The sequence below is a fragment of the Bacillus sp. PK6-16 genome (assembly GCF_056530295.1).
Genome location: NZ_CP096511.1, coordinates 4,963,374 through 4,989,555 on the forward strand (window position 1 = coordinate 4,963,374; position 26,182 = coordinate 4,989,555).

23 protein-coding genes, 1 pseudogene and 1 riboswitch are annotated in these 26,182 nt (G+C 36.3%); of the genes and pseudogenes, 8 read left to right on the plus strand and 16 right to left on the minus strand.

The genetic code is table 11. From position 1 onward, the window contains the following. Positions 1–612: 612 nt before the first annotated feature. From M1D66_RS25440 to M1D66_RS25460, 5 genes are all read right to left on the minus strand, one after another. Positions 613–1,518 carry a diacylglycerol kinase gene (locus M1D66_RS25440; protein WP_000977679.1) on the minus strand — a complete coding sequence of 302 codons (906 nt, stop codon included), beginning with the start codon at positions 1,516–1,518 and terminating at the stop codon, positions 613–615. A 558-nt stretch (positions 1,519–2,076) separates the two neighbouring features. Beyond that, entirely contained in the window at positions 2,077–3,504 is a 1,428-nt protein-coding gene (gene gatB, locus M1D66_RS25445; protein ID WP_001047685.1) for an Asp-tRNA(Asn)/Glu-tRNA(Gln) amidotransferase subunit GatB, read from the minus strand. Positions 3,505–3,518: 14 nt separating this feature from the next. After that, positions 3,519–4,976 carry an Asp-tRNA(Asn)/Glu-tRNA(Gln) amidotransferase subunit GatA gene (gene gatA / locus M1D66_RS25450; protein ID WP_000051433.1) on the minus strand — a complete coding sequence of 486 codons (1,458 nt, stop codon included), beginning with the start codon at positions 4,974–4,976 and terminating at the stop codon, positions 3,519–3,521. Positions 4,977–4,991: 15 nt separating this feature from the next. Next, positions 4,992–5,282: an Asp-tRNA(Asn)/Glu-tRNA(Gln) amidotransferase subunit GatC gene (gene gatC, locus M1D66_RS25455; protein ID WP_000086999.1), complete on the minus strand. Its 291-nt coding sequence runs from the start codon at positions 5,280–5,282 to the stop codon at positions 4,992–4,994. A 141-nt stretch (positions 5,283–5,423) separates the two neighbouring features. Beyond that, complete coding sequence (locus tag M1D66_RS25460; RefSeq protein ID WP_001254393.1) at positions 5,424–5,660, minus strand: YiaA/YiaB family inner membrane protein; 237 nt, start codon at positions 5,658–5,660, stop codon at positions 5,424–5,426. 231 nt (positions 5,661–5,891) lie between these two features. Here M1D66_RS25460 and M1D66_RS25465 point away from each other — a divergent pair, with 231 nt between their 5' ends. The 4 genes from M1D66_RS25465 to M1D66_RS25480 all read left to right on the plus strand — a co-directional run bounded on the left by M1D66_RS25465 (position 5,892) and on the right by M1D66_RS25480 (position 8,345). Further along, entirely contained in the window at positions 5,892–6,374 is a 483-nt protein-coding gene (locus M1D66_RS25465) for a MarR family winged helix-turn-helix transcriptional regulator (protein ID WP_000942482.1), read from the plus strand. 76 nt (positions 6,375–6,450) lie between these two features. After that, positions 6,451–7,632 (plus strand): ArsA family ATPase, encoded by a 1,182-nt coding sequence (locus M1D66_RS25470; protein WP_242554900.1) that lies wholly within the window; start codon positions 6,451–6,453, stop codon positions 7,630–7,632. Next, positions 7,625–7,816, plus strand: a complete 192-nt coding sequence (locus M1D66_RS25475) for a DUF3926 domain-containing protein (protein WP_000544106.1) — start codon at positions 7,625–7,627, stop codon at positions 7,814–7,816. The genes M1D66_RS25470 and M1D66_RS25475 overlap by 8 nt, the downstream gene beginning before the upstream one ends. Before the next feature lie 61 nt (positions 7,817–7,877). Continuing rightward, positions 7,878–8,345, plus strand: coding sequence for an HXXEE domain-containing protein (locus M1D66_RS25480; protein ID WP_016121504.1), 468 nt, complete (start codon positions 7,878–7,880; stop codon positions 8,343–8,345). Between the two features lie 164 nt (positions 8,346–8,509). Here M1D66_RS25480 and M1D66_RS25485 read toward each other — a convergent pair whose 3' ends face one another. From M1D66_RS25485 to M1D66_RS25495, 3 genes are read right to left on the minus strand one after another with little or no spacing between them, the layout of a single operon-like run. Next, a complete protein-coding gene (locus M1D66_RS25485) occupies positions 8,510–9,352 on the minus strand; it encodes a MetQ/NlpA family ABC transporter substrate-binding protein (protein ID WP_000721575.1) in 843 nt (280 codons plus the stop codon). A 21-nt stretch (positions 9,353–9,373) separates the two neighbouring features. Next, complete coding sequence (locus tag M1D66_RS25490; RefSeq protein ID WP_001261865.1) at positions 9,374–10,039, minus strand: methionine ABC transporter permease; 666 nt, start codon at positions 10,037–10,039, stop codon at positions 9,374–9,376. After that, positions 10,029–11,048 carry a methionine ABC transporter ATP-binding protein gene (locus M1D66_RS25495; RefSeq protein WP_074618900.1) on the minus strand — a complete coding sequence of 340 codons (1,020 nt, stop codon included), beginning with the start codon at positions 11,046–11,048 and terminating at the stop codon, positions 10,029–10,031. The genes M1D66_RS25490 and M1D66_RS25495 overlap by 11 nt, the downstream gene beginning before the upstream one ends. A 123-nt stretch (positions 11,049–11,171) precedes the next feature. Continuing rightward, a riboswitch (SAM riboswitch) is annotated at positions 11,172–11,278 on the minus strand. A gap of 242 nt (positions 11,279–11,520) precedes the next feature. On the opposite strand from M1D66_RS25495, the pseudogene M1D66_RS25500 reads away from it, so the two are divergent. Then, positions 11,521–12,085 (plus strand): annotated as a pseudogene (locus M1D66_RS25500) (cysteine hydrolase family protein). Positions 12,086–12,335: 250 nt separating this feature from the next. On the opposite strand, the gene pruA reads toward M1D66_RS25500, so the two are convergent. From pruA to pcrB, 6 genes are all read right to left on the minus strand, one after another. Further along, positions 12,336–13,883 (minus strand): L-glutamate gamma-semialdehyde dehydrogenase, encoded by a 1,548-nt coding sequence (pruA, locus tag M1D66_RS25505; RefSeq protein WP_000259555.1) that lies wholly within the window; start codon positions 13,881–13,883, stop codon positions 12,336–12,338. Positions 13,884–14,037: 154 nt separating this feature from the next. Next, the gene (locus M1D66_RS25510) at positions 14,038–14,808 is read right to left on the minus strand and encodes a TSUP family transporter (RefSeq protein WP_000391974.1); all 771 of its coding nucleotides are present in this window, start codon (positions 14,806–14,808) and stop codon (positions 14,038–14,040) included. A 96-nt stretch (positions 14,809–14,904) separates the two neighbouring features. Beyond that, positions 14,905–16,101, minus strand: coding sequence for a CamS family sex pheromone protein (locus M1D66_RS25515; RefSeq protein WP_000717027.1), 1,197 nt, complete (start codon positions 16,099–16,101; stop codon positions 14,905–14,907). 16 nt (positions 16,102–16,117) lie between these two features. After that, positions 16,118–18,127 carry an NAD-dependent DNA ligase LigA gene (gene ligA, locus M1D66_RS25520; RefSeq protein WP_000031450.1) on the minus strand — a complete coding sequence of 670 codons (2,010 nt, stop codon included), beginning with the start codon at positions 18,125–18,127 and terminating at the stop codon, positions 16,118–16,120. Between the two features lie 14 nt (positions 18,128–18,141). Beyond that, positions 18,142–20,391 (minus strand): DNA helicase PcrA, encoded by a 2,250-nt coding sequence (gene pcrA, locus M1D66_RS25525; protein WP_033695235.1) that lies wholly within the window; start codon positions 20,389–20,391, stop codon positions 18,142–18,144. A 12-nt stretch (positions 20,392–20,403) separates the two neighbouring features. Next, complete coding sequence (gene pcrB, locus M1D66_RS25530) at positions 20,404–21,093, minus strand: heptaprenylglyceryl phosphate synthase (RefSeq protein ID WP_086385328.1); 690 nt, start codon at positions 21,091–21,093, stop codon at positions 20,404–20,406. A gap of 337 nt (positions 21,094–21,430) precedes the next feature. On the opposite strand from pcrB, the gene M1D66_RS25535 reads away from it, so the two are divergent. The 3 genes from M1D66_RS25535 (at position 21,431) to M1D66_RS25545 (ending at position 23,053) form a co-directional block, all read left to right on the plus strand. Further along, a complete protein-coding gene (locus M1D66_RS25535) occupies positions 21,431–21,808 on the plus strand; it encodes a YgaP family membrane protein (RefSeq protein WP_086385329.1) in 378 nt (125 codons plus the stop codon). Positions 21,809–22,027: 219 nt separating this feature from the next. Next, positions 22,028–22,873: an SPFH domain-containing protein gene (locus tag M1D66_RS25540; RefSeq protein ID WP_000660669.1), complete on the plus strand. Its 846-nt coding sequence runs from the start codon at positions 22,028–22,030 to the stop codon at positions 22,871–22,873. 15 nt (positions 22,874–22,888) lie between these two features. Then, positions 22,889–23,053, plus strand: a complete 165-nt coding sequence (locus M1D66_RS25545) for a type II toxin-antitoxin system antitoxin (protein WP_001085171.1) — start codon at positions 22,889–22,891, stop codon at positions 23,051–23,053. Between the two features lie 36 nt (positions 23,054–23,089). On the opposite strand, the gene purD is transcribed toward M1D66_RS25545, so the two are convergent. Further along, the gene (gene purD / locus M1D66_RS25550) at positions 23,090–24,361 is read right to left on the minus strand and encodes a phosphoribosylamine--glycine ligase (RefSeq protein ID WP_086385330.1); all 1,272 of its coding nucleotides are present in this window, start codon (positions 24,359–24,361) and stop codon (positions 23,090–23,092) included. 265 nt (positions 24,362–24,626) lie between these two features. Next, positions 24,627–26,162, minus strand: a complete 1,536-nt coding sequence (gene purH / locus M1D66_RS25555; RefSeq protein ID WP_000745434.1) for a bifunctional phosphoribosylaminoimidazolecarboxamide formyltransferase/IMP cyclohydrolase — start codon at positions 26,160–26,162, stop codon at positions 24,627–24,629. Positions 26,163–26,182 lie beyond the last annotated feature (20 nt).

Below are 26,182 nucleotides of genomic sequence, written 5' to 3' on the forward strand. Positions count from 1 at the left end.
CGTTCGATGAAATCAATAAAGTTTGATAGATTCAATAAAATTTATCTTGTTCAACTAAGGGCGCAATTCCTTAGCCAGTTCTCTTATGAACTTCTCATGTTTTCACATGAGCGCAGACTATATGTTTATCTCTTTAGAGATAGAGGATTTTTCCACCACCATAGGCTTGTGATGTACTCTCGTCAGTTATACGAGATAGTCGTTGAACGTTCATCCTATCAATTTTGACTTAGATGATTCGAGGCGGAAGACCCATTGTTCTAGTGTTTAGGATTTAACCTTGCACCATCTGATTGATTTTTTCTGCTTTCGCAACATTCACGCTCGCTATTTCTAGCCACGTTGTAGTTCAATCAGCTTTAGGGATTGCCCGCAGTTAACCCTCACTACTAGCCAATCACTTGACTAGCAGGGCTTACTGATATATTTAATTAACATTGGTTATAATCGGTTAAATAAATCGTAACAGTTAGTTACCCTACCTCTCATTTCTTATCTCTTCCAGTGTATCAATAAAGTATGGATGTAAAATAAAAGAATTGTAAAAATACCATAAAAATCAAACTAACTCCCAATTTACAATTCATTTTAACAAAGTAAAAAAGGATGCCTTTACAGGGCATCCTCTTGATGTTCAGGAACAAATAGTTCTAAACAATGATATATATTTTCGAATTCCATCGGTGCATCTCCACCATACTCACCATCTAAATTAATCATTAGTTTATCTGGTGAATGTACTTTAATTCGGTTCGCTTGTGTATATAACACTTTTGGATTATTAATATGTTCACCACGTTGTGCTTGTGTTGCTGCTTTAATTAAATCAGCGATAGAACCTTTTTTCAGTACTAATAGGTCAAATAACCCATCGTTAATAGATGCATACGGTGCTACTTTTTCAAATCCACCTACTGAACGAGTATTCGTAATTAAAAACATCGTAATTTCTTCTTGTAGTAACTTTCCATCATACTCAATTTCAACATATGTCGGATGCAATGATGGTAACATCTCGATACCTTTTAGGTAATAAGCAAGCTGCCCTAATACTGTCTTTAACTTACTCGGTACTTCGTATGTTAATTCTGTAATACGACCGCCACCAGCGATGTTAATAAAATATGTATCGTTCGCTCTACCAAGGTCTAATGGCACTGTTTTTCCTTCGCAAATAATGTCTGCTGCCTCTTCAATAGAACGAGGTACACCAATTGCACGTGCAAAGTCATTTGTCGTTCCAACTGGAATAATTCCAAATTTCGGACGGAATTCATGCCCAACTAAACCGTTTACTACTTCATTTAATGTACCGTCGCCACCAGCCGCAATAACAACATCAAACTTACGATCCGCAGCTTGCCTCGCCGCCACAGTAGCGTCTCCAGGACCCGTTGTCGCATGACAAGATGTCTCATAGCCAGCTTGTTCTAATTTTTGTAATACTTCTGGTAAGCTCTTCTTAAATAGCTCACGCCCAGAAGTAGGATTATAAATAATTCTTGCTCGCTTCATCATTTATTAGCACAGGAAATTTCTTTATGTATCGAAAAAGAACATACTGAACTTCTATTCAGTATTCCCATGCCTACCTCCTCTCATCTTGCTATCCTTCTTTTATCCCGCTCAAACAGGCAGTAAGAACCCGATTCGTGTAGTCCATCAAAAGTAAATATTCATTTCAATGGTTTTTTATTTGACCCCAAAATTTATCCCGCTATTTGCGGGCAGTAAATGCCCGATTGGTGAGGGCTAATAATCAGCTTTGGATGAACCTCCCACTGATTAAAGTTTCACTTTATGTCTATCCATTCTTCCATAAAAATTTACATATAACGAATAATAACTATCTATTATTTCATGAGATGAAAAAAAACCTCTATGTTTAGATTTATCATTATTCCCACCTTTTTGCAACTATCATACCATAGTTGCTATACAAACATTTTTCCACTTTTGACAGTTAATCAAACGTTTGTTTAAACGATTTTGTCTCATTTAAACAAACGTTTGATTAACCTAGAAAAACACCCATGTACGGGTGTTTTTCTGCTTAATCTTTAAAAGTTACTACTATTATCGCTTATTAATCTCTTCAAGTAAGATTTTGTTAACAAGCGGTGGATTTGCTTGTCCTTTTGTAGCTTTCATAATTTGACCAACTAAGAAGCCAATTGCACGGTCTTTACCGTTTTTAAAGTCTTCGATAGATTGCTCATTATTATCAAGAATTTCTGTTACAACTTTACGAAGTGTACCCTCGTCAGAAATTTGAACAAGACCTTTCGCTTTAACGATTTCTTCTGGGTCTCCACCTTTTTCAATTAATTCATTAAATACTTTCTTCGCGATTTTAGAAGAAATTGTACCTTTTTCAATTAATTGAACCATTTTAGATAAACCAGCAGGCGTTAATGCAACGTCTTTTAATTCTTTTTGTTGTTTGTTTAAGTATGCAAGTACTTCACCCATTAACCAGTTCGATGTTAATTTCGCATCAGCACCGTCTGCAACAGTTGCTTCAAAGAAATCAGACATCTCTTTCGTTAATGTTAACACGTGTGCATCATAAGCTGGTAAGCCTAGTTCTGCAACGTAGCGAGCTTTACGTGCATCTGGAAGTTCTGGAATAGAAGCTCGAACTGCTTCTTTCCACTCATCATCAATGTAAAGTTCAACTAAGTCTGGCTCCGGGAAGTAGCGGTAATCGTCAGATCCTTCTTTCACACGCATTAAGATTGTTTTCTTCGTTGCTTCATCATAACGACGTGTTTCTTGTTGGATGATACCACCAGATAACAGTTCTTTTTCTTGGCGCACTTGCTCGTGCTCAAGACCTTTTTGTACGTAAGTGAATGAGTTTAAGTTTTTCAGTTCCGCTTTTGTACCGAACTTCTCTTGTCCAACTGGACGAAGAGAAATGTTCGCATCACAACGTAAGGAACCTTCTTCCATCTTACAATCAGATACACCAGTGTATTGAATGATTGATTTTAACTTCTCTAAGTATGCATATGCTTCTTCTGGCGTACGCATATCTGGCTCAGATACGATCTCGATTAAAGGCATACCTTGACGGTTGTAGTCTACTAATGAACCATCAGCTGTATGCGTTGATTTACCAGCATCTTCTTCTAAATGAAGACGTGTAATACCGATACGTTTCTTTTTACCGTCTACTTCGATTTCAATCCAACCATTTTCACCAATTGGCTTATCAAATTGAGAGATTTGGTAAGCTTTCGGGTTATCTGGATAGAAATAGTTTTTACGGTCAAACTTCGTTTCCGTTGCGATTTCACAGTTTAATGCCATTGCAGCTTTCATTGCAAAGTTAACTGCTTCTTTATTTAAAGTAGGAAGTACCCCTGGGTATCCTAAGTCAATTACACTTGTTTGTGTATTTGGCTCCGCTCCGAATTCTGTTGGACTCGCAGAGAAAATTTTCGAATTTGTTTTTAACTCAACGTGAACCTCTAAACCAATAATTGTTTCTAAATTCATCTATGCTCGCCTCCTTACAGACTTGCTTTTTTTGTATGATAGTCTGTTGCTTGCTCAAACGCATGTGCAACGCGGTAAATTGTCGCTTCATCGAAGTGTTTACCAATGATTTGTAGACCAAGTGGCATGTTGTTAGCACCGAATCCACATGGAACTGAAATCGCTGGAACACCCGCTAAGTTTACTGGGATTGTTAAAATGTCATTTGCATACATTGTCATTGGATCGTCAACTTTTTCTCCCACTTTAAATGCCGGAGTTGGTGTTGTTGGTCCAATAATAACATCATAGTTAGCAAATACATTTTCAAAGTCGTTCTTAATTAATGTACGTACTTGTTGTGCTTTTTTGTAATATGCATCATAGTAACCAGAGCTAAGAGCAAATGTACCAAGCATAATACGACGTTTAACTTCATCACCGAAACCTTCACTACGTGTGTTTTTGTAAAGATCTAATAAGTTATTTACATTATCAGAACGAACACCGTAACGCACGCCATCAAAGCGTGAAAGGTTAGCAGATGCTTCAGAAGAAGATAGTAAGTAATACGTTGCTAGAGCGTATTTAGAGTGTGGAAGAGATACTTCCTCCCAAGTTGCGCCCATACCTTCTAATACTTTTAAAGCAGCTAGTACTGACTCACGAGCTTCTTCGCCAACACCTTCGCCTAAGTATTCTTTCGGTACAGCAATGCGTAAACCTTTAACATCGCCTGTTAAACCAGCTAAATAGTTTCCAACTTCAACGTTTGCAGAAGTTGCATCCATGCGGTCAATACCTGAAATAGCTTGTAATAAGTATGCATTGTCTTCTACTGTACGTGTAATCGGTCCGATTTGGTCAAGTGAAGATGCGAATGCTACTAATCCGTAACGAGATACGCGTCCGTAAGTTGGTTTTAAACCTACCACACCGCAATATGCAGCTGGCTGACGGATAGAACCACCCGTATCAGAACCTAGAGAGAATAGTACTTCTCCTGCTGCTACAGCTGCTGCAGAACCACCACTAGATCCGCCTGGAACGTAATCTAAGTTCCATGGGTTTTTCGTAGCGTAGAATCCTGAGTTTTCATTTGAAGAACCCATTGCGAACTCGTCCATGTTTAATTTACCGATTGTAATTGTGTCAGCAGCTTTTAGCTTTTGCACAACTGTCGCATCATAAATTGGATCGAAGTTTGCTAATATTTTGCTTGCACAAGTTGTACGAAGACCGTTAGTTACAATGTTATCTTTTACACCAATTGGCATACCGAATAATAAACCATTATCTTCAGCGCCGATTTTTGCATCTAATTCTTTCGCTTTTGCGCGTGCATTTTCTTCATCTAATGTAAGAAAAGCTTTTACGTTATCTTCAACATCCGCAATACGTTTGTAAGATTCTTCTACTAAATCCGTAACGGAAATTTCTTTGTTGTTTAACTTCTTATGTAACTCTGATACTGAATGATCAAATAATGACATCGAAATTCCCCTCCTCTATTCTAATACTGCTGGAACACGGATTTGATTATCTTTGTGATCCGGTGCATTTTTTAATACTTCTTCAACTGGTAAACCTTTTTCTGGTACATCTTCACGCATAACATTTTTCATAGTTAATACATGAGTTGTTGGTTTTACATCTGTTGTATCTAATTCATTTAACTGTTCTGCAAATGTAACAATTGCATCTAGTTGTTTTTGAAATTTTTCTGCTTCTTGATCAGTAATTGCAAGACGTGCTAAATGTGCTACGTGCTTTACATTCTCAACGGAAATTCTTGACACGGCTAGGCCACCTCCATAATATATCGTTCAATCTACAATACTATTGATGATACCAAATTTTCAGTACTTCAAGCAAGTCAACACAGAGTACTTACGCCATTTTTACATAAAAAAAGAAAGGCAAATGCCTTTCTTTACAATTTACTCTTTATCTAACGGTTTATTTTTTGGAAATCTCTCGTTATCTTCTTCATTATCACGAATTGTTTTTTGTAATACAAAACAAGACATCGTTAAAAATAATGTTCCAATTAAATAGTATCCTTTTACACTAAGCGTTTCATCTAACGTATAAATCCCAATTAGCATACCTGAAAGCGCACAAACAAATGAAGTCCATGCTAAAAATGTGAACGCTTGCGTATTACGTCTTCTCATCGTTCTCCCCCTCGTTAGCTGTATGCCCATTATAGATAAGTATATTTACCATGATGGATTTTTATGTAAATTCTAGTTTTATATTTATAAATCTATCATAAAAGAATACTATTTTAAAGAAAGTTTTCTGTCTAATCTGAAAAAATAATTAAAATCATTGACAATTTTTTCTATTCTACATAAAATAAAAATAAATATTACGAACCTCGAAATATACGGGAGTGGAATTAATTGTTGCAATATGAACATTTTTTAGACTTACTGCTAGATAACGCCAAGAAACTTTTCTACCCTGAAGAATGGGTAAGCCTAGATTTAACACTTTCTAAAACAGAAGTATTTTGTTTACTTTGGATGGAACGAAATACAGATATTACAATGACGAAAATTGCTGACCTTCTTGATATACCGATGAGTACAACGACGGGCGTTGTAAATCGCCTTGTAAAAAAGGGATATATTGAGCGCTACCGTGATGAAAACGACCGACGTATTGTATTAATTCGGTTAACAGAAAACGGCGTAATGCTCGTTCAAGAAGTAAAACAAAATGCAGCCCACTACTTTAGCTTAGTGACAGAAGCATTGTCAGAAGAAGAAAAAGCATTCTTACTACAAATCTTCCAAAAGATTATGAATCACATTGCTACGTCACAGCAAAAAACAGAAGAAAAAGTTTCTACACCTAAAATGAAAAACATTCCGATTGAATAAAACCCTATCTGGGTTTTTATTCAATCATTTACTTCGACACTCGTAATATTCGATATTCGAAACAAAGGAGATATGAATGATGAGAATTATTTTGTATACAGGTAAAGGCGGCGTAGGAAAAACTAGCATTTCAGCAGCAACAGCAATTCAAAGCGCAAAACAAGGATTAAAAACTTTAGTCATGAGTACAGATCCCGCTCATAGTTTAGGAGATTCATTTGGTATAAAGCTATCTTCTGAGCCATTAGAAATTCGTGAAAATTTGTGGGCACAAGAAATTAATACGATTTATGAGATGGAAAAAGGATGGGGAAAATTACAGAAATATATTACACTACTCTTCACTTCCAAAGCAGCCGATGATATTACAACAGAAGAATTAACGATGTTTCCTGGTATGGAAGATTTAATTAGCTTACTTCGCGTACTCGATTATTATAAACAAAACACATATGATGTTATCATTATTGATTGTGCTCCAACAGGAGAAACATTAGCAATGCTAAGCTTTCCAGACATGCTCGGCTGGTGGATGGAAAAATTGTTTCCTATTAAAAGAAAAGTTTTAAAAGTCGTTCGTCCTGTAGCTCAACCACTCCTTGGTGTCCCTCTTCCAACCGATGATATTATGGACGAATTAACAAATACACTTGAACAGCTCGGAGAAATGAGAGATATTTTATCAAATCGAGAAGTAACAAGTATCCGCATCGTTGTAAATCCTGAAAAAATGGTCATTAAAGAAGCTCAGCGTAGCTTTACTTATTTAAATTTATACGATTATAACGTAGATGCCATTATGATTAATCGCGTCATCCCTAACACTGTCACCGATCCTTATTTTCAGGCATGGAAAGATACACAGAAGAAATATAAAACATTAATTCAAGATAGTTTTCAACCCCTTCCTATTTACGAAGCTCCAATGTTTGAACAAGAAGTTGTTGGTTTGTCTATGTTAGAACGTGTAGGAGATTCTTTATTTAAAACTGATCATTCCCCTACAGAAGTGAAATTTAACGGGCGCACTCAATCTGTAAAAAAGGATGGCGATGAATATATTTTCGTTCTGTCCATTCCCTTCTCAAACAAAAGTGAACTTTCCTTAAATCAAAAAGGTGACGAACTTATTATTCGAGCGGGTTCTGTTAAACGGAACATCACGTTACCAAAAACATTAACACACCTTTCTATTCAAGGGGCAAAATTTGAAGAAGATATACTAAACATTCGGTTTGGAGGTGTAGTGCATGCATGAGGAACTACTACGAAGGGTAATTCGTACAAAAGTAAAAGTCGGGATGCATATATTAGAAGAGCTACCTAATCCAATCCAGCAATCAGCTAAGCAAATATTAAATATTTTGCAAGAGGAGCTAGCTGCTTATCCGAAAGAACGAGATCATCATGAAGTTAATTTAAAAAATATCATAATTGAATAACTATCTCTGTATAGAGGGCCTTTTTTAGGCTTTCTATACTTTATTGGAGTGATGTAAGTTGATGAAAAAGCATTCCACTACTATACTCTGGATCATTCCCTTATTATTTTTCATTCATAACCTTGAAGAAGCTTTCCAAATGCCACAATACCTTGCTAATCAATTTTCAATCCGTCTTATAACTAGCCAACAATTTTTCATTGCCATTTCCGTATTAACAATCTTTGTATTACTTATCGTCTTTCTATATCAACTTAACTTCTTGTCTTCTATATGCTGGATTATTTTTATACAAGGGGCCATCTTCTTCAACTCTGTTCAACATATTATTTTGTTTTTCATTTATCGCTCCTATAACCCCGGCGTCATATCAGCATTTTTCATTACTCTCTTTTCTATTTTCTTTTTCTTATCAAAAAAACACTTAATTCATCAAAAGCAATTCGTAATTACAATCCTTTTCAGCTTATTTTCTTATCCCATTATAATTTGGATCACCTTACTGTTCGCTAGCTATTTTCATTTATAAAAAAAGACCAGGAAAACTCCTGGTCCATTACTCTACTTAACAAACATTGGATTCTACGTTATACAAAATTGGAAGGTACAGAATTAGGGTTTGTTTGTTAAGTTTATATGTTGAACGAACTAACAGCGGAGGGGTTCCTTCTGTTAGTCCATTAAACCCAATAATTATTTTACGATTTTTTCAAGCTCCTCAAGTGAAAGATCTACTGAAATTGAACCATCATTTGTTTCTTTCTTAATTGCATCTGTTACTTCTTTTGAATGGTATAATTCAATTACTTTTTTCAGTGTTGGATCATCTTTATCTTTCGTACGAGCTGCGAAAATATTAATATAAGGCTTCGCATTTTCATTCTTTGGATCTTCTAAGAAAATAGGATCCTTCGCTGGATCTAATCCAGCTTGACCAGCAACACCGTTATTAATAACTGATGCCGCTACATCTTTTAACACACGAGGTGTTTGCTGTGCGATAACCGGTGTAATTTTTAATTTCTTCGGATTTTCAGCAATACCACTTGGATCTCCAAATAGACCAAAATCCTTTTTCAGCTTTAATAATCCAGCTGCATCAAGAAGTTTTAATGCACGTGCTTGGTTCGTTGGATCGTTTGGAATTGCAATTTCTGAACCATCTGGGATTTCATTTGATTTCTTATATTTTTCAGAGTATAAACCCATTGGTGCAATTTGTGTTGTACCAACAGCTGTAATATCTAACTTATGTTCCTTTTTAAATTGCTCTAAGAATGCAATATGCTGGAATGAGTTTAGTTCAATATCTCCATCAGCTAACGCTTTATTTGGCGTTGTGTAATCAGAGAACTCAATCAGTTTAACTTTAATCCCTTCTTTTTCAGCTTTTCCCTTTACAATTTCCCAAGCGTTTCCATCCGTTCCAGTTACACCAATGCGAACTGTTTTTTCTTTTGCTCCTGCATCCGAGCAGCCACTTAACGCCGAAATCCCTACAATCGCTGATAATGCAAATGCTAAAATTTTCTTCATTTTCTTTTCCTCTCTTCCTTTTTATGATCTGCGTAACAAGACTTTCGCAAAGTAATTTCCTAAATTTTGAGCTATCTGTACGAGAATAATAAGTAACACGACCGTTACGAACATAACTGATGTATCAAAACGTTGATAACCATATGTCATTGCTAAATCACCAAGACCGCCACCACCGACAAGCCCAGCAACTGCAGAAAATTCAATTAAACCAACTGTCATAAATGTGACACCTAAGATTAATGGTGCTAACGCTTCTGGTACAAGGATTTCAAAAACAATTCTAATTGGCGAGGCGCCCATTGCTTGCGCTGCTTCAATTACTCCTTTCGGAACGGAAACAAGGTTTGTTTCAACCATTCTAGCAATACCAATTGATGCGACTAACGTCATCGGGAAAATTGCTGCTGCTGTTCCAATCGTCGTTCCGATAACACTTCTCGTTAGTGGACTTAACGCTACTAAAAAGATAATGAATGGTACCGGACGAATTGTATTAATTATGATGTTAAGAATAGAAAAGACCCATTTATTTTCTAAAAAGTTTCCTTTTCTCGTTACATATAAAAGTAAACCTAGCGGTATACCAAGAATTGTAGCAAATATAAGGGTTACAATTACCATTAAGAGGGTATCCCCCGTCGCATCTAGTATGCGCGGCCAAAATATACTCCAATCAACTCGCATGAGCTTCTACCTCCTTCAGCTGCACTTGCAGTCTTAGATGTTGTAATGCTTTTTGAATTTCCCTCTGCTCACCTTGCAACTCTACAAGAAGATTTCCAAATAGCACATTTTGAAGTTCAATAATATTTCCGTACAGTACATTTACATCGACGTTATAGTTTTTTGCGATATATGATAGTACCGGCTGTCCTGTCTCCTCACCAGTAAATGTTAGACGATAAATTTGACCACCATTTTGAATTTTCGCTAGAACACTTTCTGGTAAATGATCATTAATAACAGAACGTACAAAGTTTTGAGTCGTCTTTGTTTTTGGTTGTGTGAAAACATCGAACAGTTTTCCTTCTTCAATAACTTTTCCCTTCTCCATTACAGCTACACGGTGACAAATTTCTTTCACAACATGCATTTCATGTGTAATAAGAAGAATTGTTAAATTGTATTCTCGATTTACTTTCTTTAATAAGTTTAGAATTTCTGTCGTCGTTTCTGGATCTAAGGCCGATGTTGCCTCATCACATATAAGAATATCTGGCGATGTCGCAAGTGCTCTAGCAATGCCCACACGCTGCTTTTGTCCACCTGATAGCTGCTCTGGGTAATAGTTTGCTTTATCTTCTAACCCTACAAACTTCAGCAGTTCATTTACTCTTTCTTTTATCTCATTCTTTGGCACTTTCGCTAACTTTAATGGATAAGCAATATTTCCAAATACTGTTCTTGAATTAAATAAATTAAAACTTTGAAAAATCATTCCAATTCTTTGTCTCAGTTTACGTAATTCTTTCGTCGATAATGATGTAATGTCTTTATCATCTATTGAAATCGTTCCTGCCGTCGGTCTCTCTAACATATTTACTAAGCGTAATAACGTACTCTTTCCAGCGCCACTAAAACCGATAATGCCAAAAATTTCGCCTTTCTCAACTGATAATGTTACATCCTTCACCGCATGAACAGATTGCCCAGCTGATTCATACACTTTACTTACATTGTTAAAAGAAATCATTTTTCCCCCTCCTATATGCTGTAAAAACTTGAAGTAGAGCTTTCGAGGTAAAATAAAAAGTGCTCTCCTTCTTATCAACCATAAAGATAAGAAGGAGAGCACTTATATGTACTCGTTCACATCTTCTCATCTTCCAAGCCTTTATATGGCTTGCTGGAGTTAGCACGGTATTAAAAAAACCCGTTGCTGAGGTATCGTAGGGCCAGTCCCTCCACCTCTCTGGATAAGAATGTATCGATTTAATTGTCGTTTAATTAATTCTCATTATAGAACTCAGAATAATAAGAGTCAATACATTTTTTAGAAAAATATTAATTATTCCTTTATTAAAATTTTCAGATGAAACTTCATGAGAAAATAGTAACTTTCAAGGTTATTTAAAATTCTTCTTCCTCATATTTTTAAACAGGAGAATCCTCTCTACGAATTGAATAAATTTATTTGAATATGAAACTCGGAGGAAGATAAATATATGAAAACAGCTCTTTTACTCGTCGATATTCAAAACGATTATTTTCCAAATGGAAAGATGGAATTGCGTAATCCAGTAGAAGCAAGCGAATATGCTAATCAGTTATTACAACACTTTAGAACAAACAGCGAACCTATTCTTCATATCCAACACGTAGCTATAAAAGATGACGCTACTTTTTTCCTACCTAATACAGAAGGTGTACATATTCACGAAAGCGTACGTCCACTTAGAGAAGAAACAGTTATAGTCAAACATTATCCAAATAGCTTCCGAGAAACTAATCTTCTAGAGCAATTAAAACGTTTAAATATTGAACATGTCGTTGTATGTGGGATGATGACTCATATGTGTATCGATGCTACAGTAAGGGCTGCATTCGATTTTGGCTTTCAATGTACCGTTATACATGATGCTTGTGCTACAAAAGACCTTTCTTTTAAGAACGCTACTATACCAGCTGTTTACATTCACAATACAATTTTAGCTAGCTTAAATGGCGTATATGCAAATGTAATAAGCACGCAAGAATTTTTAGCTACATAAAAAACACTCCTTTCAGTGAGCAAAACCGAAAGGAGTGTTCCTTGTCGAACCATAGATTTTCTTTCAAATTGTATTATACAGGAAATTCTCAAAATGAATACTAAAAAATATGACTAATAAGTCAACTTTTCTCATCATTTTATCTCTGTTCACATGTTTATCCCGCTATTAATAGGTTTTAGCTCATTCCCTTCGAACGATGGTAGTATATAGGATTTCAATTTTAAAAGGAGCTCTTCACATTCTGTGAAGAGCTCCTCTACTATTTCTTATAAAGTTTCAGAAGTAGTTTTTGCTTGCATGTGAAGTGCTAAGTAATCAGGTCCACCAGCTTTAGAGTCTGTACCAGACATGTTAAAGCCACCGAATGGTTGGTAACCTACGATTGCACCAGTACATCCACGGTTGAAGTATAAGTTACCAACGTGGAAGTCTTCGCGTGCTTTTTCAATATGGTCACGGTTGTTAGTAATAACAGCACCTGTTAAACCGTATTCCGTATTATTTGCAATTGCAAGTGCATGATCGAAGTCTTTCGCTTTACAGAATGCTACTACTGGTCCGAAGATTTCTTCTTTCATTAAGCGAGCATCTTCTGCAACGTCAGCAACGATTGTTGGTTGGATGAACCAGCCTTTAGAATCGTCTCCTTCGCCACCTGCTAAGATTCTACCTTCTTCTTTACCAATTGCAACATAGCTCATTACTTTATCGAATGCAGCTTGGTCATTAACAGGACCCATGTTTGTACCTAATACTGCTGGGTTAGCAACTGTTAATTCTTTTGTTAATTCAACAGCACGATTTAATACATGATCATATACATCTTCATGGATTACTGCACGAGAACATGCAGAACATTTTTGTCCTGAGAATCCGAATGCTGATGCAACGATAGACTTAGCTGCTAATTCAAGATCTGCTTCTTTATCAACAACGATTGTATCTTTACCGCCCATTTCAGCGATAACGCGTTTTAACCAAATTTGTCCTGGGTTTACTTTCGCTGCACGCTCATAGATGCGGATACCTACATCACGAGATCCCGTGAAGCTTACGAAACGTGTACGAGGATGATCTACTAAGTAGTCACCAACTTCAGAACCGTTACCTGGAACGAAGTTTACTACGCCAGCTGGTAAGCCAGCTTCTTCTAATACTTCCATAAATTTCGCTGCTACTACAGGAGTTGTACTAGCTGGTTTTAGTAATACTGTGTTACCAGAAACTAAAGCAGCTGTTGTCATACCTGCCATAATTGCGAATGGGAAGTTCCAAGGAGAAATGATAACACCTACTCCTAATGGAATGTAAGAGAAACGATTATATTCAATTGGACGGCTTTCTACTGGAATACCGTCTTTTAATTTTAACATTTGACGACCATAATATTCCATAAAATCGATTGCTTCTGCTGTATCAGCATCTGCCTCATTCCATGGCTTACCTGCTTCTTTTACAAGAATAGCAGAGAATTCATGTTTTCTGCGACGAACGATTGCTGCAGCACGGAATAAAATATCTGCACGCATTTCTGGCTTTGATTTTCTCCAAGTTTGGAATGTTTCATCCGCTACTTGCATTGCTTTTTCAGCTAACTCACGGCTTGCTTTTGAAACACGACCAACAAGTTCCTCTTTATTTGCAGGGTTTACAGAAACAATTTTGTCTTCTGTAGTGATTTTTTCTCCCCCAATAATTAATGGATAGTCTTGTCCAAGATAAGATTCTACTTTCTTTAAACCTTCTTCAAACGCTAATTTGTTAGCCTCCACTGAAAAATCTGTAAATGGCTCATGTTTGTATGCTACTACCATTTTTTTTAGCCTCCCCTTAGAAAAACGTTTACATTTTACAACATTATTCTACACGATAATTTAGATTTATTCAAATATTCCTAGACTTATATTTTAAAAATTAATAAATTTTTAAAATATAATAAAAAAAAGAGATTCATACATGCGTATGAATCTACAAAATATGAGTATATTCCAAAACATTTTTCCCGATCAATAATATAGTAACTAATAAAAATAAAGTCCTTACATATCCAACACCTTTTTGAACCGCAAACTTCGATCCAAAATAAGCACCTAAGATCATTGATAATCCCATGATAATACCATATTCAAAATGAATTATATCTAAAAATAAAAAAGTAATTAAAGATACAATATTACTAACAAAGTTCAAAAGTTTTCCAGATGCTGCCGCTTGAATAAAATCCAAGCCAATTAATAAAAATGCAAAAATTAAAAACGACCCTGTCCCTGGTCCAAAAAATCCATCATAAAATCCTATCATTAAAATAGCAAAGAAAAATATTAATGTTTTTCTTTGCGTCATCTTCTTATAGGTAGACACACTTCCCCAATTCTTTTTTGCAATAATATAAATAGCAATAAATACCAACATCACAAGTACTAATGGGCGTAAAATATCCGGTGGAATAAATTTTACTACTAAAGCACCTGCAACAGCTCCAACAATAGTTAACGGGATTAACTTTCCTACAATTTTAAAATCAACTTTTCCTGATCGAATGAAATACATCGCACTCGTAAACGTCCCCATTGTTGCCGCTAATTTATTCGTTGCAATTGCCGAAGCTGGCGATAAGCCAACAAACATAAGTGCAGGAAGCGAAATTAACCCTCCTCCTCCAACAACGGAATCAATAAAAGCTGCTAAAAAACCGAATGCAATTAATAAAATAATGACTTGAAAACTTAATTCTTCCATGAGCTTTACCCCTTACCCCTATTTTTTACAACATTTTAAATTATAACAAAATTACATAAGAAAAAAAGCTGTTCCATAGAGGAACAGCCTTCATATTTAATCTAAAATCTTCACAAGTGGTTCATCTTGTTTTGCTTCACGTATAATAATAGCTTCTGGGCGTTCTACAGATTTAATCGTTACTTGTACTTTCATATAATTCGGGAAGTATTCCATAACAAGCCCTGCCACATATTGTGTAAACCCAACTATTTCAGCTTTTCCATTAAACTGGACAGGAATATCAAGCTTCATTTCTCTTAATTCATCATCTCTATACATACCAGTACCAATAACAGCTGTATAGTCGCCTTGGAAATAATCGCTTAGTTTTGCCTTAAAGTTGGATACTCTTGCAAGGTCTTCACGTTTATTATCTGTTTTCGCTTGCTCTGATGGGAACAAATAATATTTTTCATTAATTTGTTTCCAATCTTCAACCGTTTCACTACCTTTTTCAACATTCGCATAAGAAACAAAATTACCTGGCACGAGCGAAGACTTTGGAGCTTGGCGATAAATCGCAAATGTTATTGGAATATTTTTGGTTTCAGGTTCTTTTTGATGTATGACTTTCAAAATTTCTTGCGCCATTTTTTTCCCTTCAGCTAACATCTTTTCATCCGGGATTGCAGCTTCACGTGGATAACCATGCTCTTCGTTAAAATATTGAACAGAATTCATCGCTAATCCAACTACCATACCAACGCGTTCCTCGTCGTTATCGCCTTTTTTCACATAATAATCATGCTCTAAAATATTCGAAATATATATTGGATTTTTTTTATTTTTCACTTCTAGTGATTCGGATCCTGTTCCTAATGCAGGGTTTAATCCTATATTAGGAAATTTAACTGCATCTTTTTTTAATTTGTCCTCTAGTTCCTTTTGTTCAGCATCTGTACGTTTTCTTTTAACAAGCATCTGTATAGTTTGAGTATCTAGAGCTTTTCCGCCTTTTAAAAAATTATCTTTCGTACTAAATGATTCTTTTGCAATTCGCATTAACCCTGTTTCAAATTCATCTATATCAAGACGACTATTTAACCCTTGCACGACTAAACCACGTGCCTTTCCACCATCAAATGGAATAGTCGTCTTATAATATTCATCCGAAATAGCGTATTTTGGAACAACTGATTGTTCTTTTGCTTTCCCCGATTTCTCAGCCACTTTTTCATCTTTGTCGGCACCTGCACTACACCCACTTACAAGTAGGCCAAGGCTTAATACCGCTAATGCTATTTTTTTCATGGTAAGTTTGCACCTCTTACTTATTTAGCTCTTGTAAGAACCTCTCTTCATTCCAAACCTCAACATTATGTTTCTCCGCTTGTGCTAATTTCGAACCAGCCGCTTCACCTGCAACAACTAAATCCGTACTCTTACTAACACTTCCCGTTACTTTTCCACCTAATGCCTCAATCTTCTTCTTCGCTTCACTTCGCCCCATAACTTCTAGCTTACCTGTTAAAACAACCGTTTTTCCTGCGAAGTAAGATTCAACATTTTGTAAATCTGCAATTTTTATACCTTTGTATGTCATATTCACGCCATACTCTTTAAACTGCTGTAATAACTCTAATACATCTTCATTATCAAAATATGTCACAACAGATTGAGCCATTTTTTCGCCAATTTCATTAATTGCTTTTAGTTCTTCTTCCGTTGCTTTTACAAGCTCATCCATCGTTTCAAAGTGCTCTGCAAATGTACGTGCTGCTTTCGCTCCAACGTGGCGAATTCCAAGACCAAATAATAATCGCTCTAACGAGTTTTCTTTAGAATTTTCAATTGCTTGTATTAAGTTTGTTGCTGATTTTTCACCAAAACGTTCTAACTGTAATAATTGCTCTTTCGTCAATGCATATAAATCAGCAAATGTACGAATGTAATCAGCATCAAAGAGTTGTGTAATGACACGTTCCCCAAGTCCATCAATATTCATTGCATTTCTTGAAACGAAATGGATTAACCCTTCTCGAATTTGAGCAGGACAAGTTGGATTTATACAACGAAGTGCTACTTCTTCTTCTAAACGAACAAGTTCACTCTCACATGCTGGACAATGAGTTGGCATGCGGTATTCTTCTTCCTCACCAGTACGCTTATCAAAAATAACGTTCACAACTTCAGGAATAATATCTCCAGCCTTCTTCACAACAACGTAGTCACCAATTCGAATGTCTTTTTCACGAATTAAATCTTCGTTATGTAAAGAAGCACGACGAACAATTGTACCAGCAACTCTCACTGGCTCTAGTTCTGCAGTCGGTGTTACAACTCCTGTTCGGCCAACACTTAATTCAATGCCTGTTAATCTCGTTACAACTTCTTCAGCCGGGAATTTATAAGCAATCGCCCATCTTGGACTCTTCGCTGTAGTTCCTAGACTTTCTTGAAGGGCAACATCATCTACTTTTATAACGATTCCATCAATCTCATAATCAAGATGCGGACGTTTTTCTTGCCATTCTTCTACATAAGCTATAACTTCTTCAATTGTTTCACATGTACGGCGATTTGGATTTGTCTTAAATCCAAGTTCACCTAAGAAATCAAGCGATTCACTATGTGATGGAATTGTTTTTTCTTCTACATTCGCAAGACCATACACAAACATAGATAAGTTACGCTTCGCTGCAATTTTCGGATCAAGTTGACGTATTGAACCTGCTGCTGCATTACGCGGATTCGCAAATACATCTTCTCCATTTTGCTCTTTTTCTTCATTTAGTTTAACGAATGAACGCTTCGGCATATAAGCTTCGCCTCGTGCTTCTAACGTTACTTCTTCATTTAAACGAAGTGGGATAGCTTTAATCGTTTTTAAATTTTGAGTAATATCTTCACCCGTTACACCATCACCACGTGTCGCCCCTTGAATGAAGCGTCCTTTTTCATAATGAAGCGAAACGGCAAGCCCGTCAATTTTTAATTCACATATATATCTTACATTCGCACCATCAATTCCTTGACGTACTCTTCTGTCGAAATCACGTAAATCTCCTTCGTTAAATGCATTTCCTAAACTTAACATTGGTGACTTATGTGTTACTTTTTCAAATATATCAAGAACAGTCCCCCCAACGCGAACGGAGGGAGAATCTTCACTCATAAACTCTGGGTTCTCTGCTTCTAATTTTATAAGCTCCTGCATATTACGGTCATATTCCGCATCAGAAACAGAAGGATTGTCTAATACGTGATATTGATAGTTAAATGTATTTAATAAATCACGCAGTTCTTCTATACGTTTTTTTGCTATCTCTTTTGACATATCCTCATTCCTTTCTATTGTTTCGTCACAGGTGCAAATTTTGCTAACAAACGTTTAACACCAATTGGGCTTGGGAATGCAATATCTAATTCTTTTGCATCACCTTCACCTTTTACACTTACAACTGTACCGACTCCCCATTTTTGGTGGGAAGCTTTATCTCCTACTGCCCAGCCAATTTGTTCGCCGCCTGTCGTCTTAGCTGCAGGGCGCGCGAAAGCTGAACGAGAGCGTGTTGTCGTTGTGATTGTCGTTTTGCCGCTACTTGCCGTTCTACCTTTTGCACCAAACGATGTTTCACGCTTTGGCGCTGTTTCATTTAATGATTCCACTAGTTCTGTCGGGATTTCTGTAATGAATCGAGACGCAGCGTTCATACTTGTTCTACCAAATAATGTACGCATTTGCGCGTTAGATAAATATAGCTCTTCTTCTGCACGAGTAATACCTACATAAGCAAGACGACGTTCTTCTTGCATTTCATCCTCTTCCATAAGAGAACGAGTATGAGGGAATATCCCTTCCTCTAAGCCAACAATAAAGACAACCGGGAACTCTAATCCTTTCGCTGAGTGCATCGTCATTAAAATAACTTCTTCACCAGCAGTTGGGTCTTCATCTACACGATCAATATCAGCAACAAGTGCTAAATCTGTTAAGAATGCAACAAGGCTCTTATCTTCGCTTTGAGATTCAAATGTTTGCGTAACAGATAAGAACTCATCTAAGTTTTCTAAACGACCTTCCGCTTCTAAAGAACGTTCATTTTTCAACATATCGCGATAGCCTGTTTTTTCAATAACTTCTTCTACTAATTCTGTAACAGATAAATACTCTTGCATATTTACCCAGTTATTTAATAAATTCGCAAATTCTTTTACTGCCTTTGTAATTTTTGCACTTACTCCAACATGCTCAATTTCATCAAATACAGCAGTTAATGAAATTCCGTTTTGCACACCGTAATTAATAATTTTATCGATAGAAGTCGCACCAATCCCACGCTTTGGCATGTTAATAATACGTGCAAAACTAATTTCATCATCTGGATTACCGATTAAACGTAAGTACGCCAAAATATCTTTAATCTCTTTACGATCGTAGAACTTCGTACCCCCGACAATTTTGTACGGAATGTTAGATTTAAGGAAAATCTCCTCGACCATACGAGACTGAGCATTCGTACGATATAACACTGCAAAATCAGTATATTTTCGTTTCCCCATTTGAATATCGTCACGAATTTTTTTCGCAACAAAATACGCTTCGTCCTTTTCAGTTGCAGCACGATAATACGAGATTTTACTTCCAACTTGATTGTCTGTCCATAATTTCTTCGGCTTACGATTTGTATTTTTTTCAATAACAGCATTCGCTGCATTTAAAATATTTTGTGACGAACGATAGTTTTGTTCTAACAAAATTACTTGTGCATTCTCATAGTCTTTTTCGAACGACAAAATGTTAGAAATATCTGCACCACGCCAGCGATAAATAGACTGGTCAGAGTCACCTACAACGCAAAGATTTTTAAAACGCGCTGCCAAATGTTTAACAAGAAGATATTGCGCTTTGTTCGTATCTTGATACTCATCAACGTGAATATATTGGAACTTACGCTGATAAAACTCTAATACTTCTGGAACACGTTCAAATAACTGAATCGTGGTCATAATTAAATCATCAAAGTCTAATGAATTATTTTTCAAAAGACGTTTTTGATACTCTGTGTATACATCGCTCGTTAATTTTTCATATGGATCAGCCATTGTAATTTTTTTTGCATATTTATCCGCAGATAACAGTTCATTTTTCGCATTACTAATACCCGCTAAAATAGAGCGCGGCTCAAATTTCTTCGGATCAATATTGCGCTCTTTCATAATTTTTTTGACTACAGTTAGCTGATCACCTGAATCTAAGATTGTAAAGTTACGATTAATACCAATACGATCGATATCGCGTCGTAAAATACGTACACACATAGAGTGAAACGTCGAAATCCAAATATCTTCTGCTTCTGGTCCGACAAGTGTATCAATACGCTCACGCATTTCACGAGCTGCTTTATTTGTGAAGGTAATAGCTAGTACATTCCATGGTGCTACACCTTTTTCACCAAGTAAATACGCAATACGATGTGTTAACACACGTGTCTTACCACTACCTGCACCTGCCATTAATAGAAGTGGTCCATTCGTTGTTTGTACTGCTTTTTGTTGCTGTGGATTTAAACCGTTTAATAACTTATCTGTCATACTCATATACGCCTGCACCTACTCTCCTTTTACTGCTTTAACTGTTTTTAACGCCGATTTTATATCATCATAAATAATATTTCCAACAACTACTGTATCAGCATATTGTGCCATTTCTTTCGCCTGTTCTGCATTAGAAATACCACCGCCATAATATAACTTAGCTTGTTTCAATTCTGCTTTTACATTTTTAACAAGTTCAACATCTCCATACGTACCGCTATATTCTAAATAAAATATCGGTAAACGTAATAGCTTGTCTGCTAAACGAGCATATGCAATAACGTCATCTTCTGTTACATCACATTTCGCTTCTGTAAGCTGGGCTACTTTCGCTTCTGGATTTAAAACACAATACCCTTCCATAAAAATTTCGTCCCAGTCCATAATATCCCCAAATTCTTTCAATGCCTCATGATGAACACCTGTTATCCATTCTACTTTTCGGCTATTTAAAACACTTGGGATGTAATAAAAATCAAATCCTGGTGTAATTGCTTCTACATCAGAAACCTCTAATACACAAGGAACTGCATATCTACGAATGCTAACTAGCATGTGTAATACGTTATCAATTGTAACTCCATCACTTCCGCCTACAATAACCGCATCAGTTCCAGACTCACAAATCATTTCTAAATGTTCATCGCTTAACTCCTTATTTGGATCAAGCTTAAATACATGTTTCCATCCGGAAATATCGTACATGAAAACACCCTTCCTTTTCTCTAGTTATATATATTTCTGTTCAAAATAACAGTTTATTTTCATCATTATTGTTTTAACTTCATCTTAAATATTTGTTTAAAACGGAGAATTAAGTTTGGAATTACCTCTTCCATATTTTTTAAACTAGAGGATTTAATTTTGAAGTTCCTTTTATGCATTCTTTCATTATAACAAAAAAAGTTACTTACACACACGCACATTCCAACATCTTTTTCCACGTCAAATGTTGGATTACATATCCCAAAAATCAAACGGGATACTAATAAAAGAAATAGTATTATCTATTTCAACTTTCATAAAAAGGAGTGTTTTTCTAATGAAGCAAAATATCGGGACAATAAACGCTCTAATTCGAATTACACTTGGGCTTGTCCTCTTCGGATGTAGTGCAACTAAACTTGTACGCAAGCCGTGGTGCACTTGGTCTAACATTTTTCTATGGATTGGTGCAATGAAAGTTGCAGAAGGAATTGTTCGTTTCTGCCCTGTTGTTGAAATGTGGAAATTCGGAAAATACATGAATATGGGGGCATTTAAAATGCCTAGCATGAATTTTGCTGAAAAAGGACATGCTAAAGAAGAAGTGAATCAAACTTCCACTCATGACAAGCCAAAGTCAAAAGGAAGTTATGACGCTTCTGACAAAGAGATTGAGTCAGCGATTGAAGATATAATCCTGGCAAAACCGCTTTGAATCATTTGTCACGATGCAAGATGCTCTCAAAGGGACTTAGCTGCTGCAGTGGGCGGTTAAGTCTTCTTTATTTTACCATAAAACAGAACGTACATTCTCTTTTTTGACCTTAAAATGTATATAAAAGATATCAATCAATAAAATTCAGAAAATTAGGTGCATACCTCTTGCTTAAAATGATATAAAAGTGATATCATTTTTATATCAGGAGGCGATCATATGAAAGAAAAACAAGTATTTTATGTAAATGGTTTTCTCGGTATTATTGGAATTTTGATTTTAGCTGCTATCGGTGTATTTTTCCTTGCACAAGAAATTTTCATAGGAGCGGCACTAACTATTATATTAGCCGCAGTTCTCGCTACAGGTATCGGTATTGTTCAACCGAATCAAGCGAAGGTTATTACGTTCTTCGGTAATTATTTAGGAACAATTCGTCAAAACGGTTTATTTTTAACGATTCCGTTCGCATTCCGTCAAACTGTATCTTTACGTGTTGAAAACTTTAACAGTAAAAAATTAAAAGTAAATGACGTTGATGGAAATCCAATTGAAATTGCAGCTGTTATCGTATATAAAGTTGTTGATTCTGCAAAAGCAATGTTTGGTGTTGAACATTATGATCGATTTGTAGAAATTCAAAGCGAAACGGCAATCCGCCATGTTGCAACAAAATATCCTTATGACAATTTCCAAGATGAAACCTGCGTTACGTTACGCGGAAATACTGAAGAAATCTCTGAAGAATTAAAACGTGAGTTAGAGGCGCGTCTTGAAATTGCTGGTGTAGAAGTATTAGAAACTCGTTTAACGCACTTAGCTTACGCAACAGAAATTGCCCATGCAATGCTACAACGCCAGCAAGCAAAAGCAGTATTAGCTGCTAGAAAAGAAATTGTTGAAGGTGCTGTGAAGATGGCGAAAGATTCCATCCATATGTTAGATGAAGAAGGCGTACTAGAACTCGATGACGAGCGTAAAGCAAATATGGTAAACAACTTATTAGTTGCCATCGTTTCAGATAAAGGTGCGCAACCAGTTATTAATACAGGAAGCCTATACTAAGGGCTATAAGTAATTATGGCTAAAAAGAAAAGCTTTCCATTACGTATTGATCCTGAATTACACGCAGTCATCGAAAAATGGGCAAATGATGAATTTCGTAGCGTCAATGCACACATCGAGTATTTACTTCGAGAAATGGCAAAGCAAAAAGGGAAATTAAAAAAAGATAAAGATGCATAAAAAATCCCGCTGATTCCTCAGCGGGATTTTTACATATTAACTTTTCGTCATCTCATGCCCAATTGCACGATATCCTATATCACTTCGATAAAATAGACCATCACTCTCAATTTTACCGATTTCTTTATATACTTTATCTTTTGCTTCTTGTAAACTATTTGCCTTACAAGCAACAAATAATACACGGCCACCGTTCGTTACAAAGTCCCCATGTTTCATTGCTGTACCTGCATGGAAAACAATCACATCTTGCAGTGCATCTAGTCCACTAATAATATCACCTTTTTTATATGCTTCTGGATATCCTTTAGAAGCAAGTACAACACCGATTACCGCTTCTTCTGACCATTGTAACGTTAGTTCACTTTCATCTAATACAGCGTTACATACGTCAACTAAATCATTTTCTAAGCGAGGTAATACAACTTCTGTTTCAGGATCACCGAAGCGTGCATTAAATTCAATTACCTTCGGACCATCATTTGTTAAAATAAGACCTGCGTATAGAATACCTGTAAACGAACGGTTTTCTGCAATCATCGCCTTAGCAGTTGGATGTAATACGGTTTGAATCGCTTCTTGAACTGCTGATTCTGGAATTTGTGGTACTGGAGAATATGCACCCATTCCGCCCGTATTTGGACCTTTATCACCATCAAAAGCTCTTTTATGATCTTGGGCGATTACCATTGGATGTACAGTTGTTCCATTCACGAATGCCATTAATGAGAATTCTTGTCCATCTAAAAACTCTTCAATAACGACCTTCTTACTTGCCGCGCCGAATTTCACATCTTGTAGCATTTCTTTCACAGCTTGTAATGCCTCTTCAAGCGTCATTGCTACCGTTACCCCTTTACCCGCAGCTAGGCCGTCAGCTTTAATAACGATTGGTGCACCAACTTTTTGAATGTACTGTACTGCTTCTTCATAATCTGTAAAAGTTTCGTAAGCCGCAGTTGGAATATCATACTTTTTCATAAGCTCTTTTGTAAAAGCTTTACTACCTTCAATAACAGCAGCCGCTTTATTCGGACCAAATACGCGAAGTCCCTCTTCTTTAAAACGATCAACAATTCCATTCATAAGCGGAATTTCTGGTCCAACGAAAGTTAACTCAACATTATTCTCTTTTGCAAATAAAACTAATGCATCAAAATCATTTTCATCAATATCAACTGGTGTTGCAACATCTCTCATACCTTCATTACCTGGTGCTACATATACCTTTTCTACTTTTTCAGATTGTGCAAACTTCCAAGCTAAAGCATGCTCACGCCCACCGCGGCCAATTACTAAAACATTCATATTTCATCCCCCAATAATTAAATAAGTACAAACTAGAAGCTATGCTCCTAGTTTGCTTTTTCATATCAATAAAAGGTTATCTCGACCGGACTTTTTAAACATCCATATCAATAAAAGTTTAAAAAGGAGGATTAAGAGAACCGAGCAGGTCTAGGCGCATTTGCCAGGAGGACACGGAGTGTAGCTTTCCTACATGAGTACCGCACTGGCATTGCAACGACGACATGCGAAGGTTATCTTAACCGGACTTTTTAAACATCCTCTATTAGTGTTTGAAATGACGTACGCCAGTGAACACCATAGCAATCCCATAAGTATCTGCCACTTTAATAGAATCTTCATCACGGATTGATCCGCCCGGTTGAATGATTGCTGTAATTCCTGCTTTTGCTGCTTCTTCTAATGTATCTGGCATTGGGAAGAAAGCATCAGATGCAAGCGCGCTACCTTGTGCTTTTTCACCAGCTTGTGTAATTGCGATTTTTGCAGAACCTACACGGTTCATCTGTCCCGCACCGACACCAATTGTCATGTCATCTTTCGCTAAAACAATTGCGTTTGATTTCACATGTTTTACAACTTTCCAAGCTAGTTTTAAATCTTTCCATTCTTGCTCTGAAGGTTCACGTTTCGTTGGAATTGAAATTGTACTTTCATCTAATGATAACGTATCTTCCTCTTGAACGAGAAGTCCACCTTGTACAGAAGTTAGTTTTTTGCTTGCACTTGTCGCTTTTTCAATATTTATAGTTAATAAACGTAAGTTCTTCTTACTTTGCAACACTTCTAAAGCTTCTTGCGAGAACGAAGGTGCGATAACAATTTCTAAGAAAATTTCATGTAACTTTTCTGCTGTAGCTTTATCAATTTCACGATTTGCTGCAATAATACCGCCGAAGATTGATACTGGATCTGCTTCATAAGCACGAGTATATGCTTCGTGAATATTAGTTCCTACTCCAACACCACATGGATTCATATGCTTTACTGCTACTACTGCTGGTTCTGTAAATTCTTTTACGATGCTAAGCGCTGCGTCTGCATCATTAATATTGTTATACGATAATTCCTTACCGTGTAATTGTTCTGCGTATGCAACAGAAGACGTTGCTGCGAATGGCGCTTTATAGAAAGTTGCTTTTTGATGTGGGTTCTCGCCATAGCGTAAGTCTTGCTTTTTCTCAAATGTCACAGTTAATGTTTCTGGACTTTCTTCACCCATTTGCTCTGTTAAGTAGTTAGAAATTAACGCATCATACGCTGCTGTATGACGGAATACTTTCGCTGCTAGTTTACGTTTTGTTTCCTCTGCTACTTCACCGTTCTCTTTCAGTTCTGCTAACACAATATCATAATCTACTGGATCTACAATTACCGATACGAATTTATGATTTTTCGCAGCAGAGCGAATCATTGTTGGGCCACCGATATCAATATTTTCAATTGCATCAGCAAATGTTACATCAGGCTTAGCGATTGTTTCTTTAAATGGGTATAAGTTAACAACAACAAAGTCAATTGGCTCTATACCTAACTCATTCATTTGTGTTACATGTGTTTCATTATCACGAACTGCTAATAGACCACCATGAATATTTGGATGTAATGTTTTCACACGGCCATCCATAATTTCAGGGAAACCAGTTACTTCAGAAATGCCGATTACTTGTAAGCCATTTTCTTCTAGTAACTTTTTCGTACCACCTGTTGAAATAACTTCAATCCCTTGTTCTAGTAACCCTTTAACAAATTCTACTACTCCTGTTTTATCTGAAACACTTACTAATGCACGCTTTTTCATTTATCCTTCACCCCTGGTTG